At 32.8% G+C, this 15306-nt stretch carries 15 protein-coding genes; 1 reads left to right on the top strand and 14 read right to left on the bottom strand.

What is annotated here, in order from left to right; genetic code table 11:
• Position 1 precedes the first annotated feature (1 nt).
• The 9 genes from rsmB to gmk all read right to left on the bottom strand — a co-directional run bounded on the left by rsmB (position 2) and on the right by gmk (position 9705).
• Positions 2–1309, bottom strand: coding sequence for a 16S rRNA (cytosine(967)-C(5))-methyltransferase RsmB (gene rsmB / locus MHB47_RS08335; protein ID WP_340757301.1), 1308 nt, complete (start codon positions 1307–1309; stop codon positions 2–4).
• A 2-nt stretch (positions 1310–1311) separates the two neighbouring features.
• Positions 1312–2244, bottom strand: coding sequence for a methionyl-tRNA formyltransferase (gene fmt / locus MHB47_RS08340; protein ID WP_340756121.1), 933 nt, complete (start codon positions 2242–2244; stop codon positions 1312–1314).
• Positions 2237–2725 (bottom strand): peptide deformylase, encoded by a 489-nt coding sequence (locus MHB47_RS08345; RefSeq protein WP_340757302.1) that lies wholly within the window; start codon positions 2723–2725, stop codon positions 2237–2239. Before MHB47_RS08345 ends, fmt begins: the two co-directional genes overlap by 8 nt.
• 258 nt (positions 2726–2983) lie before the next feature.
• Positions 2984–3676 carry a GNAT family N-acetyltransferase gene (locus MHB47_RS08350; protein WP_202808887.1) on the bottom strand — a complete coding sequence of 231 codons (693 nt, stop codon included), beginning with the start codon at positions 3674–3676 and terminating at the stop codon, positions 2984–2986.
• 191 nt (positions 3677–3867) lie between these two features.
• On the bottom strand, positions 3868–4062 hold the full coding sequence (locus MHB47_RS08355) for a helix-turn-helix domain-containing protein (protein WP_002512295.1): 195 nt from the start codon (positions 4060–4062) through the stop codon (positions 3868–3870).
• Positions 4063–4814: 752 nt separating this feature from the next.
• On the bottom strand, positions 4815–7223 hold the full coding sequence (gene priA, locus MHB47_RS08360) for a primosomal protein N' (RefSeq protein ID WP_340756125.1): 2409 nt from the start codon (positions 7221–7223) through the stop codon (positions 4815–4817).
• A 1-nt stretch (position 7224) separates the two neighbouring features.
• Entirely contained in the window at positions 7225–8433 is a 1209-nt protein-coding gene (coaBC, locus tag MHB47_RS08365; protein WP_340756128.1) for a bifunctional phosphopantothenoylcysteine decarboxylase/phosphopantothenate--cysteine ligase CoaBC, read from the bottom strand.
• Between the two features lie 433 nt (positions 8434–8866).
• Positions 8867–9082, bottom strand: coding sequence for a DNA-directed RNA polymerase subunit omega (rpoZ, locus tag MHB47_RS08370; protein ID WP_002507908.1), 216 nt, complete (start codon positions 9080–9082; stop codon positions 8867–8869).
• The gene (gene gmk, locus MHB47_RS08375) at positions 9082–9705 is read right to left on the bottom strand and encodes a guanylate kinase (RefSeq protein ID WP_002507909.1); all 624 of its coding nucleotides are present in this window, start codon (positions 9703–9705) and stop codon (positions 9082–9084) included. Before gmk ends, rpoZ begins: the two co-directional genes overlap by 1 nt.
• 159 nt (positions 9706–9864) lie before the next feature.
• On the opposite strand from gmk, the gene MHB47_RS08380 reads away from it, so the two are divergent.
• Positions 9865–11562 carry an Rqc2 family fibronectin-binding protein gene (locus MHB47_RS08380; protein ID WP_340756130.1) on the top strand — a complete coding sequence of 566 codons (1698 nt, stop codon included), beginning with the start codon at positions 9865–9867 and terminating at the stop codon, positions 11560–11562.
• A 112-nt stretch (positions 11563–11674) separates the two neighbouring features.
• Here the strand turns inward: MHB47_RS08380 and MHB47_RS08385 are convergent, their stop codons facing one another.
• The 5 genes from MHB47_RS08385 to pyrF form a co-directional block, all read right to left on the bottom strand.
• Positions 11675–12076: a VOC family protein gene (locus tag MHB47_RS08385; protein ID WP_002507911.1), complete on the bottom strand. Its 402-nt coding sequence runs from the start codon at positions 12074–12076 to the stop codon at positions 11675–11677.
• A gap of 127 nt (positions 12077–12203) precedes the next feature.
• Positions 12204–13058 (bottom strand): YitT family protein, encoded by an 855-nt coding sequence (locus tag MHB47_RS08390; protein WP_002507912.1) that lies wholly within the window; start codon positions 13056–13058, stop codon positions 12204–12206.
• A 675-nt stretch (positions 13059–13733) separates the two neighbouring features.
• A complete protein-coding gene (locus MHB47_RS08395; protein WP_002507913.1) occupies positions 13734–13919 on the bottom strand; it encodes a hypothetical protein in 186 nt (61 codons plus the stop codon).
• 22 nt (positions 13920–13941) lie between these two features.
• On the bottom strand, positions 13942–14553 hold the full coding sequence (gene pyrE, locus MHB47_RS08400; protein WP_340756132.1) for an orotate phosphoribosyltransferase: 612 nt from the start codon (positions 14551–14553) through the stop codon (positions 13942–13944).
• 1 nt (position 14554) lies between these two features.
• Complete coding sequence (pyrF, locus tag MHB47_RS08405) at positions 14555–15247, bottom strand: orotidine-5'-phosphate decarboxylase (protein WP_065339149.1); 693 nt, start codon at positions 15245–15247, stop codon at positions 14555–14557.
• Positions 15248–15306 lie beyond the last annotated feature (59 nt).

Genomic DNA, 15306 nt, shown 5'->3' on the forward strand with positions numbered 1-15306 from the left:
TTTAATTTTCCTTTCTTCTAATCCTAGTAATGAAAAAGCCATCAGAGTTGAAATCTTGAGGTAGTACTTGCATCGTTTTCACTTTTTCTCCAGTAATCGGGTGTTCAAATGTGTCAAACTCAAAATCTTTATTATCTTTTAAAAATGTATATACTACATTCTCATTTTCTAATTGTTCAATTGTGCATGTAGAATAAACTAACGTGCCACCTGGTTTTAAATTATCTTTCACATTATTTAAAATTTCCAATTGAATTTCGACTAATGATTGAATCGATTGTTGCGATTGTTCATATTTAATTTCAGGTTTGTGTCTTAGGACACCTAAGCCACTACATGGTGCATCAACTAAAATCTTATCATACACTTTACCATATTTTTCAGTAGCGTCGTGTTCAAAAGCAGAAATGTTAGACAATCGTAATTTTTTAATATTGAAATCTATCAAGTCTATCTTATGTTCATAGATATCAGTTGCATCAATATGACCTGTGCCATTTAATACTTCTGCAATATGGCACGCTTTTCCACCTGGTGCACTACATGCATCTAATACTTCGTCGCCGTCAGTTAATCCCATTAATTCCGCAACGAACATAGAACTTTTATCTTGGATAGAAACTAAACCATCTTTGAACATACGTGATTCGATAATTGGTTTGCCACTGATATGCAAACACGTATCAATTTCGTTATCTTGTTCCACGATATAATCATCTTCAACTAATCTTCTAATTGCATCTTCAATTGAAATTCTTGTTAAATTTACACGTACAGTTGTCGCTACTTTTGTTAAAAATGATTCCGCGATTGCTTCAGTTTTTTCAATACCAAAGTGTGTCGACCAATGATCTACTAACCATTTCGGCAAACTGTATTCGATAGCGATTCTTTTTTTATCATCAGTGATTTCAGTGAAGTCTGGCAAGTCACTGCGCATAATATTACGTAATATACCATTTACTACATTACCATTATGTGGTCCACCCTTACGTTTAGCAATTTCTACTGCTTCGTTAATAATCGCATGTTCAGGAACCTTGTCTAAATAAACATATTGATAAATACTCATCCATAGTAATTGTCTTACCCAACCTTTAAGCTTTGTTTGAACGAAAGGTTTTAGTAGGTAATCCAGTGAAAATTTTCTTTTTAATGTGCCATAAACGAGTTCAGTAAATAATCCTTTATCTGCACGATTTAATTCATTATTAGATAAAACATCATTAATGATGATATTGCTATAAGCCTTGTCATTAATGATGTCTTGTAAAGTTTCAAACGCTAACTGTCGTACATTCGTGTCTATTGTCATAATAATACCTTCCCAACGAGTGACGTTTGCACTCCACTTAAGTAATTTGCAGCAAGCATTCGTTTTTTACCTGCAACTTGTATGTCTGTTAAAGCAATAGCATCTTTAGAGCCCGTTGCGACGATGATTGCTTTTTTAGTTGTTTCTATAATCGTACCTGGTTCTCCCGTTTTATCTTTTTCAATTCTAGATGCATATATTTTTAAATTTCCGTCATCCATCAACGTATAAGCAACAGGCCATGGTGATAAGCCGCGAATATGGTTATATATCTGTTCTGCTGATAGTGTCCAATCAATTTTCTCGTCTTCACGATTAATATTAGAGGCAAATGTCGCTTCACTTTCATTTTGAACAACACTGTCATTGGTGCCATTTATTATAGAGGGCAACGTTTCTTTCAGTAAGTTTGCACCTAAAAAACTCAATTTCTCGTGCATCGTACCTACATCATCTTGCTGTTCTATCTCGATAGCGCGTTGAGATATAATATTACCTGCATCTAATTTTTTAACCATATACATGATAGATATACCTGTTTCCTGTTCACCATCAATAATTGCTTGATGAATTGGAGCGCCACCTCTATATTTAGGTAACAATGATGCGTGGACATTAATCGCACCCAGTTTAGGTGATGCTAATAATGATTCTGGTAATATTTGTCCAAAAGCTGCTGTGACGATTAGGTCTGCATTTAAATCAATAAGTACTTTTAAATCTTCTGATTGTGCTAATTTTTCTGGCTGGTAGACCGCAATGTCATGTTCTACTGCCACTTTTTTTACAGGTGGTGGTGTGAGTGTACGTTTTCTACCAACTGGTCTATCTGGTTGCGTTACAACTGCAATTACATCATGTTCAGCAATTAGCATTTCTAAAACTTTAGTTGAAAAATCAGGTGTCCCCATAAATATAATTTTACTCATTGTCAAAATACGCCTCCATTTCAGCTTCATTTAAAAATTTACTTACGCGCTCAGTAAATAACTTACCTTCAAAATGGTCAATCATATGTAATATCATACGTGCAATATCATCATATGCGGTCATTTCAACTTCATTACCATTTTTATCATTACTTTTAACAACAATCATTTTGCTTCTGGTTACTTCACCATATACGTTAGGTATACTAATAGAACCTTCTAAATCTGTAACTTTCTCATTAGATTCGCTTATTAATTGAGGATTAATCAGTTGTAACAAGCCATCTACTTCCATATCTATAATCGCCACTTTTTGCGATATACCAATTTGTGGTGCACATATAGCGGATGCACCTACATCATACATTGTATCTTCTAAATCGAGTAACAACTCCGCTAATTGAGCGTCAAATAAAGTAACATCAGGTATTGATCTTTTTAGAATTGGGTGTTGACTCGTAACAAGCTGTTTAATTGTCATCATAATTCTCCTCACAAAAATTCATCATATCATTATAACTTATTTTGACCAAAAATGCATCATGCATTGTGTAACAGCTAATTTAAATAACCGTACTAGCCGTTTATACTTTAATTTGAAAATATATTTCATCCGTTTTAATTACTACATACAGCTTAACAATTCCAAACAAAAAAAAGGAAATATTTTATCAGTTTACAATAAAATATCTCCTTCGTTTTACATATAATTCAATTATATAAATATTAGTTCTCTTTTTTAATTCATAGATAAACTAGTAAGCTGTATGCCAAACTCATCAAAATTATAAGGATTCAGCCACTTTTCAAATTCTATTTTATTTTCATGCCATTCGCTATCTATCATAGATAACCAACATGTATCTCGACTTCTATTTTTATAAATTGTATGATTTCTAAAAATGCCTTCATATTTAAATCCAAGTCGTTTGGCTGCCTTAATAGAAGGTTGATTCAAAGCATCACATTTCCATTCATATCTTCTATAACCTAATGTTTCAAATACATACTTTGCTAATAAATATTGAACCTCAGTTGCAATACGTGATTGTTTTAAAACATTTGAATAATGAATATGGCCCACTTCAATAGATGCATTTTTTTGATTTATTCTTAACAATGATAAAATACCAACCGCTTCTTCCGTTTTGTTGTCAATAATTGAAAAGAAATAAGGATCTTTTGATTTAATTTTATTATTTATGTAGGCTTTAAATTGATTGAAATCTTGAGTTTGTTCATCAGGTAGATATGTCCAATTCGGCGCATCTGCTTCTACACTAAAATGATTGAATAAATCATCGATATGTTGTGTTGACAATTTTTCCAAGCGACTATATTGTCCTTTTAATGACTTTGTTTCAGGAAAACCAGGCATTTCAAAATCATTTATTATATCACCAATTGGTTGATTGTATTCATTATATACCATTGCAACATCGCCCCTTTATTCACTCGTACTATGCCGAGATTTATAGGCTCACTATACACTAATATTTTAAATTTTGTCTATTTATTTTAAATATTAATTTATAACGCTAAGCTCAATATTTAACAGGTGCGATGATGCGCACACTTTATTGTTACACACTTATTTGGATGAATTTTTGAAGTCTGTTTGATTCACATTAAATCTTCAGAAGTTGTATTAAAAAATTCGGCCAATATTTGTGCGTCTTCATTTTTTAATTTCGTTTGCTTACTTTCTATGCGTTCAATTAATTCAGGACTTAATTTCGTATTATATAAAGATGCGATGCGATTTGATAATTCAACTATGCTTAATCCTGTAGCTTCTCTCTTATTCATTAAACTCATAGACAAAACCCCTTAGATATTGTATTTAGATGATGAAAAATACTCAGCAATGTATTTTATTGTTGATTTTAAAACCTCAGACCTTTATTTTAAATAAGTTCGTTTTCAATTTATATTGGACTCGTTACTATTCAATATAACTGTACAAGTCATTAAATGCAAATTTTAAATTTGATATGTTTTATATATACTGAATTTGCATACATAATAATTGTTATAGACATTTAAAGTTTTAAAAACAAAAAGTTAAAAAGACCTTTATAATAAATAGTAGCTCACTATTCACTTTTAATAACATTGTTAATTTAACTTAAAGATTTAATTACATTCACCCTATGTTATTGATTTTAGTTATTCTTTTATAATATGGTTACTATATACTTTTACAAAGGATGAATACGTTTGGATAAAGAAAACTGGTTTATAGCTATTCTAGTAATACTTATGTTTTTAGCGTATTTATTCCCCTTCATAGATGCTATTTATAATCATTAGCAATATTAATAATCTCTTATTTCCTCACAAAACTCCTCTAATATAATATTTCAAGGATGCAAATCGACGAATGCCACATATATTAACCAACATTGTTAGCAATCATTCAAATATATAACAGTAAAAAGGACAAACAGTTAACTAAGACTTTAAAAACGTCTCAAATTAAACTATTTGTCCTTTTTTGTAGTTTATTTAATTATACAAACCTCTGTAAACTTTGGATCAACTGTAGACAATACATTTAACTAAGTTGCTTACATCATCATTTGGGGATTAATATCAATTTTTAACGATAGCTTGTCTTTTAAATATTGATCATGATAATAATCATCTAAATACTTAAGCGCTTCATGGAGCGCTGGTTCACTTTTATATTTAATTAAGATTTGAAAGCGATATTCATTATTTATCCTTGATAATGCTGCTGGTGATGGTCCTAACACTAATGCTTTATCCGATAAATGCTGTAATAAAATTTTATGAATATGTTTCGATGCTTCCATGACTTTCTTCATATCTTTGTGTGAGATAGTGAAATTAATTAAAAAGAAGTAAGGAGGATATTTACCTATTTTCCTATAATTCATCTCTTTGTTAAAGAAAGCCGGATAATCATTTTCTTGAACATCTTTAATCGCATAATGTTCTGGGTTATAAGTTTGAATGATTACTTGACCTTCTTTTTCGTGACGTCCTGCACGACCTGATACTTGCGTTAATAATTGGTAAGTACGTTCACTTGCTCTGAAGTCAGGAAGGTTCAACATTGTATCCGCGTTGAGTACACCTACGAGTGTGATGTTAGGAAAATCTAACCCTTTCGCAATCATTTGAGTGCCTAATAAAATATCTCCTTTACCTGAGCCAAAATCATTTAATAATTTTTCATGAGCACCTTTACGAGATGTAGTATCAACATCCATTCGTATAATGCGTGCTTCCTGGAACACTTCTTGTAATAACTCCTCAACTCTTTGTGTACCAGTACCAACTTGTCTGATATGTTCACTTTCACAATTAGGACATTTGCTCGGTGGTGTTTCTTGATGACCACAATAATGACACTTCAATTGATCCGAAGACTTGTGATAAGTTAATGAGATATCACAATTAGGACATTGTGGTACATGACCACAATCTCTGCATAACATAAATGATGCATAGCCTCGACGGTTTAAAAACAATACAATCTGTTCTTGTTTATCTAAACGAGTTTGAATGGCTTCACGTAATTGTTCGGAAAACATAGACCGATTACCTGAACTTAATTCAGCTCTCATATCAACGATTTCAATTTCTGGCAGCGCCTGTTGATTGACTCTGTTTGGTAAAGATAACAGTTCATAAACGCCCTTATCTGCGCGCGCGTATGTTTCTAAACTTGGTGTGGCACTCCCTAATATCAATGGGCACTGATGATATTGACTGCGCCACTCTGCGATATCACGTGCATGATATCTAGGATAATCCTCTTGTTTATAAGATGATTCATGTTCTTCATCAATAATGATCATGCCTAAATTTTTAAATGGCGCAAACACGCTTGACCGTGCACCAACACTTACCCGAGCTTTACCATCTCTGATTTTTTGCCATTCATCATAGCGTTCACCTTTCGACAAACCTGAGTGGAGCACGGCAACTTCGTCACCAAATCGTTGCTTAAACCTTAAAACCATTTGTGGGGTTAATGCAATTTCTGGCACTAGCATCATAGCTTGTCTATCTAAATGCAACACTTCTTCAATTGTTTGCAAATAAACTTCAGTCTTTCCTGAACCAGTCACACCATGGAGTAAAAAAGTCCTCTGTTCATGTGCCTTAATATTTTTAAGTATTGCTTCAAACGCTTGTTGTTGATCAGCTGTGAGTTGTTGTTTTTCATCTTGTTCAAATACACGCGTTTCAAAGGGATCACGTTCCACGATTGCATCGTATTTTTCCACAAAGCCTTTGCGCATCAGTGTATCAATACTTGATTTTGAAAAGTTCATTGCTTCTAATTGTTTCAGTAGTACAGTATGATGACGTTCATCAATTAAATAAGCATATAAATCAAATTGCTTTTGAGACTTTTCTAAAGAACCCAGTACAGCATCATATTCAAAACCTTCTATCACTCTCACAGCACGTTGTTTCTTTTTGCTGAGACTTTGAGAAAGCAATGTCACTTCACTAATATCACCTTGCTTTAATAAAGGAGAGATGGCGGAGAGATCATCATTATATTGAGCTTCTTTATACGCATAATGACCTTCACTATCAAAACGGTGACGTAACTGTTCCGGAATCGCTTCATCATTTTCAATTGAAAAAACTTTTGTATATTTAGCTTTAATTGCACTTGGTAACATCACTTCTAACATAGAAATACGCTTCGTCACAAAGTAATTATTATACCAATCTGTTAACTTAATAAGTTCTTCAGTCAATTCTGGTTTAATATCTTGAATTTCTTTTATCTCTTTAAGCTTAGCTATATCTATATTTGCGTCGGGTTGTTCTGTTATTTCCATAATATAGCCTTGAATTGTCCTTGGTCCAAAAGGCACAATGACACGCATACCAACTTGTATCATAGATTGTAGTCTTGTAGGAATTATATAATCGAACGTAAAGTCCACACTTTTAGAAGGTATATCAACAATTACTTTTGCTATCATTTTATTCCCACCTTGTTTCTAAACTATCTAAGATATGCTCCGCTAATATGACTTTTTTGTGTTTTCCTAAACTCATAGGATTTCCATTTTTAAAGTACATCGTATAGTCATTATCATCTGAACTAAACCCTATTGAACGATCTCCTACGTTATTAGCAATAATCACATCTGCATTTTTATGTTGCAGTTTTTTCTGCGCATATGTTTCAATATTTTGTGTTTCTGCTGCAAAGCCTACTAAGAATTGCTTTGTTTTGTGTTCACCTAGATATTTCAAAATATCTGGTGTACGTTTAAAAGTCACAGATAATGTACCGTCTTGTTTTTTTAGTTTGTGCTCTAACATTTCAGCAGGCGCATAATCTGATACTGCTGCAGCTTTAAATACGATATCTTGTTCATCAAAGTGTGTTTTCACCGCTTCAAACATTTCCTCAGCACTCTGAATTTGAATAACATTCACATTTTCTGGAGGTGTTAGATGTGTAGGTCCAGATACGAGTGTGACGTTAGCCCCACGCTTAGTTAGTGATTCTGCCAATGCATAACCAATTTTTCCTGATGATCGGTTAGATAAATAACGTACTGGGTCTAACTCTTCGACAGTCGGTCCAGCAGTGATTAGTGCATTCATACCTTCAAATCGACTGTCTATCGAATAAGATACTTGGTCATTGTGTTTAAAAAACTGGTTTAACCTTTCAACAATTTGCAAAGGTTCTTCCATACGGCCTTTTGCTACATAGCCACATGCTAAAAAGCCCTCACCAGGTTCAAGAAAATAATAACCATCTGAACTCAGTGTAGCGAGATTATGTTGTGTTCGCTTATTTTCATACATATGCACATTCATCGCTGGCGCAATAAATTTAGCAGTTTCAGTAGCGAGCAATGTCGACGTTACCATATCATCTGCAATACCATTTGCAAGTTTAGCAATGATATTTGCTGTCGCTGGTGCCACTACGATTGCGTCTGCCCAATCACCTAATGCGATATGTTGAATTTCTTCCGGATTTTGTTCTAAAAAAGTACTTGTATAAACTGGATTTCTACCAATTGCTTGAAAAGCTAATGGGGTCACAAACTCTTGTGCATGATCTGTAAGCATGACTCTAACGTCATAGTCTGCTTGCGTTAATTTACTTGTTAAATCAATTGCTTTATACGCAGCAATGCCACCTGTAACCGCAAGTAATATTCGTTTCATTGCAAATCTCCTCCAAATAATTTAAATATGACCTCTTAATGGACTATAACTTTATATGTTTAAATAAAACAAAGGTTAATTTGTTATTGAATGCTTTAAATAAATGATTAATCACCATTATACACAAAATTTTAAATTAAATAAAAAAAGGGAGCAGGATAGAAATCAAAAATTTGATTTCGTATTCCCGCTCCGCAAGCCTTATTAATAAAGAACACAAGAGCTGAAGCGCTTATATCCGCACTACTTTCTCTTCATAAATGAAGATATAGCACTTTAAAAGCTTGAAACAAGTACAATGAGATATCAAACAACTACTGTTCAATCTAACAAATGAGTCTGAGACACGTATTTATGTCCCAGACTCATTTTGAAAAACTTTAAACTAGCAGCGTGCTAGTTATTATTTATATGTTTCAAGATTAACTTTTAATTACTTAGATGGTATTTTATATAGTCCGTCCGGATAAACATCTCCGCCAGCGATTTCTTCTAGCGCTTTACCTACAGGTTTTTTTGCATCATATTTACTTAACAATGCTGATTCTGGATTTTCATCTATTTCACGAGCACGTTTTGCAGCAGTAGTTGCAATTAAATATTTTGAATTAACTTTTGCTGTTAATTCGTTTAATGGTGGGTATAACATTATTTTTTTGCCTCCAATATCATTTTTCTATATTTCGCTTCAATACGTTCTCTCTTCAAATGCTCAGCTTCTACAATAGATTGAATACGTTGTTTGGCTAACTCTACTTCATCATTAACTACAACATAGTCATACAAGTTCATCATTTCGACTTCTTTACGTGCTTCATTCACACGACTTTGAATTTTTTCATCAGATTCCGTACCACGACCGACTAATCGTTCACGTAAATGATCTAAACTTGGCGGGGCAAGAAAAACAAACAATGCATCTGGGAATTTCTTACGCACTTGTTTCGCACCTTCTACTTCAATTTCTAAAAATACGTCATGGCCTTGCTCCATCGTATCTTTAACATATTGAACAGGCGTCCCATAGTAATTTCCTACGTATTCAGCATATTCTATAAATTCATCTTGTTTAATTAATTCCTCAAATTCTGCTTTTGCTTTGAAAAAATAATCAACACCATCTACTTCACCTTCACGTTTACTACGTGTGGTCATTGAAATAGAATATTTATAAGATGTGGCTGGATCATCAAATATTTTTTTTCTAACTGTCCCTTTTCCTACACCAGAAGGTCCAGATAGTACAATCAATAAACCTTTCTCATTATCCATGACTTACTACCTCTCTAAGCTAATCTTCTATTATTAACATATGATACCATAAGAAACATTCAATTGTATAGCGTCCCACAACACAAACTTTGCTCATGACCTAATCTTTGCGCCATGTTACAATATGTTGAATGACTAAAAATAAGGTGGCTGATAGTAATGGCATATGATGGTTTATTCACTAAAAAAATGGTGGAATCTCTACAATTTCTTGTAGGTGGTAGAATCCACAAAATAAATCAACCAGAAAACGACACACTTCTTGTCGTCGTGCGTCAAAATCGTAAAAATCATCAGCTTCTACTTTCTATCCATCCAAGTTTTACTAGAATGCATTTAACTAATAAAAAATATGATAATCCATTTGATCCTCCTATGTTTGCACGTGTGTTCCGTAAACATATTGAAGGTGGCTTTATAAAAGCAGTAAGACAAATTGGTAATGATAGACGCGTAGAAATAGATGTACAGAGTAAAGATGAAATTGGCGATACAATACATCGTACAATTATATTGGAAATTATGGGTAAACACAGTAATTTAATTTTAGTAAATGAACAGCGCAAGATTATTGAAGGCTTTAAGCATTTAACACCAAATACAAATCAGTATCGTACTGTAATGCCTGGTTTTCAATATGAAGCACCACCAGCTCAAAACAAAATTAATCCATATGATATATCTGGAGAAACTGTGTTAAAATATATAGATTTTAATAGTGGAAAAATAGCACGACAATTACTAGATCATTTAGAAGGTTTTAGTCCATTAATCACTAATGAAATTGTTAGCAGAAAACAATTTATGACTGCTCAAACATTGCCTGAAGCATTTGATATAGTAATTGAAGAAACTAAGGGGGAGCCCACACCTGTTTTCCATAAAAATCATGAAACAGGTAAAGAAGATTTTTACTTTATGAAATTAAATCAATTTTATGATGATGTTGTAGAATATGATTCACTGCATGATTTACTTGATCGCTATTATGATGCACGTGGCGAGAGAGAACGCGTCAAACAACGTGCGAATGATTTAGTTAAATTTGTACAACAACAACTTCATAAATATCAAAATAAATTAAGTAAACTAATTGATGAGCAAGAAGGTACAAAAGAAAAAGAATTACAGCAACTGTATGGTGAGTTAATAACAGCCAATATTTATCAAATTAAGCAAGGCGATAAAGAAATTACAACGCTTAATTATTATACTGGTGAAGAAATTACGATTCCTCTTAACCCAACTAAAGCCCCTGCTATTAATGCACAGAATTATTATAAAAAATATAACAAGTTAAAAACAAGAGCACACGAGTTACTACGTCAAATTGAATTAACTCAAGAGAATATTGCTTATTTTGAAAGTATTGAACAACAACTCGCACATATCTCTGTTGATGAGATTGATGATATCCGTGATGAGCTTGCAGAACAGGGCTTTATGAAACAACGCAAACAAAATAAGAAGAAAAAGAAACAAACCATTCAATTACAAGAATATGTTTCAACTGAGGGTGATACAATTCTTGTCGGTAAAAACAATAAACAAAATGATTATTTAACGAATAAAAAAGCGGCAAAAAACCATCTTTGGTTCCACACGAAAGATATACCAGGCTCACATGTTGTGATACTTAGTGATGCACCAAGTGAAGACACGATTAAAGAAGCGGCCATGTTATCTGGTTATTTCTCCAAAGCTGGTAATTCCGGACAAATTCCAGTAGATTACACAGAAATTAGGCATGTACACAAACCTTCAGGTGCCAAACCAGGTTTTGTAACATATGATAATCAGAAAACGCTTTTTGCTACACCAGATTATGATCACATTCAAAAAATGAAAGTAAAATAATTTTTATTATAAGCGTTAGGATTATCAAAGCGCATAATAAAAAAGCTAGGATAAAGTCGTTTGCTTTTCAAAAACGATTATATCCTAGCTTTTTTCATTTTATAATTTAAGTTTATTCTGGCAATGCTAATTGAAAATTAACACCAAATTTATCTTGTATCCAAGCAAATTCTCTAAATGGTGGCATCTGAGTTTTAGGCATTAAAATAGCCCCACCACTTTTCAGATTACTGAATAAGCGTTCCATTTCTAACGCACTGTCTACAGTGACATATAATGATACGGCTGGATTCATTTCTATATCGACGCCATTCATGTTATCAATTGCCATAAACACTTGATCTTTCAACCTGAAAATAGCGTGTTGAACAGCACCTGTTGGTTCTTTATCACTTTCACTATATCTTACCAATGCCAATATTTCAGCATCTTCAAATGTATTAACATATAAATTAATTGCTTCTTCTGCATCTCCATTGAACATTAGAAATGTAGTTATTTTGGGTATAGCCATTATCCAACCTCCTTAATTCTTCTTAATACTAGAATAAATGATAAATTGTAAAAAATCGAATATACAACGCTATTATAAATTGTAAATTATTTACAAATTCTTATTTGCAATCGTTTAAAATATTGGCTTATGTTAAATTAATAAATCCACTGCCTAGCACGTCACGTACATCATGTATAACTAAGAAAGCTTTGTCATCTTCTTCATTCACCAATTTTTTGACTCGCGTGACTTGGGATTGTGGCACTACAACATATAACATACTTGTTTCTTTTTTACCGAAACCGCCTTTCCCTTTAAGTAACGTTGAGCCTCTGCCTGTAAAACTGTTAATTTTATCACTAATATTTTCATTTTTATCTGAAATAATTGTAACAGCTTTTTTAGGATTAAATCCTTCAATTATAAATGCAGTTGCACGTTCGGTAATGAATATCATAATAATCGTAAACAACACATTTTCTAACGGTAAGACAAACAAGAACGATAGGACAACTAAACCATCTAATAAGAATATACCTTGTGAAGTTTTTATATCAAAGTACTTATTCAGCATTTTAGCTACAACTGAAGTTCCTCCAATGACACCACCTGCTGCAATAACCAAGCCGATGCCCACGCCTACAAACACACCACCAAAAGCAGCGTTGATTACAAAGTTATCTATACCTGTGCTAAAATTTTCAGTTAAATCTAAAAATAGAGAAATTGCCGTATTTGCAATAAAAGTATATACAGCAGTTCTGGTACTTAAAAATTTCCAACCTACAATGATAACGATTGTATTAATAATTAAAGAAGTTAAAGCTGGCGACCAACCAAAAGCATATTTGAGCGCTAAAGATATACCAACTGTGCCTCCATCCCCTAGATTAGATTCTAAGATAAAGCAATTTACTGCAATTGCACTGACAAATGCGCCAATTAAACAAACAATGACATTTTTAGTATGATCACGGAATAATTGTTTCATCATTTTCATTTAAGCACCCCTTACATTTTCAAAAATTATACCTCTTTGGCAAACAATTACGAGTAGTATTTTCAATTCAGTCAGCTAAAATCAATATAACTATTGAGGCTAAGACATATATTTATGTCCCAGCCTCATGAAAATATATTATTGTAATTCTAAGTTATACATCGTATTATAAATGCAAATGTACCACAACAATAGTAGTCACACCACTTTGTAATTTTTGTAAAGCTTTTAGCCCATTACTTTCAAAAAATGTATAACAGTCAACTCTTTTTTTAGTTGAATGACTGTATCATCTTTATTTCTTTTACTTTTTCATATTTACAGTTAGAATAAATATAAATCTAATTGGAGGTATTTCATGTCTTTTTATATTATTCCATTACTTATCGCAGCATTAGTATTATTAGTAGGTTATATTATTATTAAACTTATGATCCGCTAATAACGACTATACTACACAATTACACATTTTAGTTTTAAAACGGACAGCACATATAATAAGTACTATATTGATAGTCTTTATCGGTAAAAAATGACTTTAATTTAACAAATTCCAACAAAAAGTTTACTATATCAAAATGATTTAATATAAAGAGGAAGGTCAAAATGGAATTCATTTTGATCTTCCTCTTTATTATGGTCTTAAATACGTCTATACATATTACATATTATGATTTACTTAATATGTCCTTTTTGTTTAATACTAGACTTTGATTTCTTATATATATTTGCTTCAGATGTGTTAGCTAGCCATTCGTTTTTATCGTCTGAATGAGATGGATGTCTATAATCGTCTTCTTTTTTTAAAAAATCATTTAAATGTGCAAAGTGATTATATGCTTTTTTCGGGTCTTCTGTCATAATATCCCCTCCAACTCATATTTTAAGACATGTTGTCTCGCCATTCAACTAATGTATCAATATCAATGTCAGAAATTTCTCCCTTTTCTTTAGCTACCTCAATTAATTCATTATAATTACTTAAAGTAAAGAAAGGTATTTGGGCTGCTTTAAATTGTTCATCCGCTTTTTTTAGACCGTACGTAAATATAGCTACTACGCCTAGAACATCAGCTCCTGCCTCTTTTAACGCCTCCACAGCAGTTATAGAAGAACCTCCTGTTGAAATTAAGTCTTCAATGACAACCACTTTTTTACCTTTGCTCAATGCACCTTCAATTTGGTTTTGTTTACCATGGCTCTTACTTTTAGAACGCACATAATTCATCGGTAAATCTAGCGCTTCAGAAACATAGGCAGCATGTGGAATACCAGCTGTTGCAGTGCCCGAAACGATTTCGACATCCGCAAAATTATTTTTAATTAATGTAATTAAACCATCTCTAATATTACGTCGAACAGAAGGATGACCTAATGTCACTCGGTTATCGCAATATATAGGTGATTTAATACCTGAGCTCCATGTAAACGGGTCGTTTGGCGAAAGTGAAACTGCTTTAATATCTAATAGTGATTTTGCTATTGCTTTAGCCATTTTAACTTAACCAACTTTCTTTAATTTTATGATAACTTGCAACCGGATTATCACTTTTTGTAATTGGTCGTCCTACTACAATATGTGTCGAGCCTAATTGTTTTGCTTCTTCCGGTGTAGTAATTCTTTTTTGATCGTCCAAATGCGTATTCGCTGGCCTAATACCAGGTGTTACTTTTAAAAAGTTTTTGCCGAGTTCGCCTGTGAGTAATGCCGATTCAAGTGGTGAACATACGACACCATCTAAACCAGACGTTTTGGCTAGATGCGCATAATTAAGCACTGCATCTTCTATGGAACTTTGAATATTTTGTTCATTTCTTAACATGGTTTCTGTAGTTGAAGTAAGTTGCGTAACTGCCACAATTTTAATATTTTGGTTATGTTTTTTTAAGCCTTCTAATGCGCGCGTCATCATTTCAGTTCCGCCAGCAGCATGTACGTTGACTAAATCAACGTTTAATTTACTTAATCCTTCCATTGCCTTACCCACAGTATTAGGGATATCATGTAATTTTAAATCCAAAAAAATATCGTGTCCGCGTGCTTTAATAGACGCTATTAATTGTGGCCCAGTTTGATAAAAAAGTTCCATACCTACCTTTACAAAAAGTGGCTCATCAAATTGGTCTAAGAATGTATCCACCGCTTCTGATGAATCAAAGTCTAGTGCAATAATTGGTAAATTATTCATAATATGTTCTACACCTCGTATTTTAAAAACTTCTACTATATGAACTAAGAAAAAAATTG

It is taken from the genome of Staphylococcus sp. FSL K6-3157, assembly GCF_038005145.1.
In the GTDB taxonomy this organism is placed as follows: domain Bacteria; phylum Bacillota; class Bacilli; order Staphylococcales; family Staphylococcaceae; genus Staphylococcus; species Staphylococcus equorum.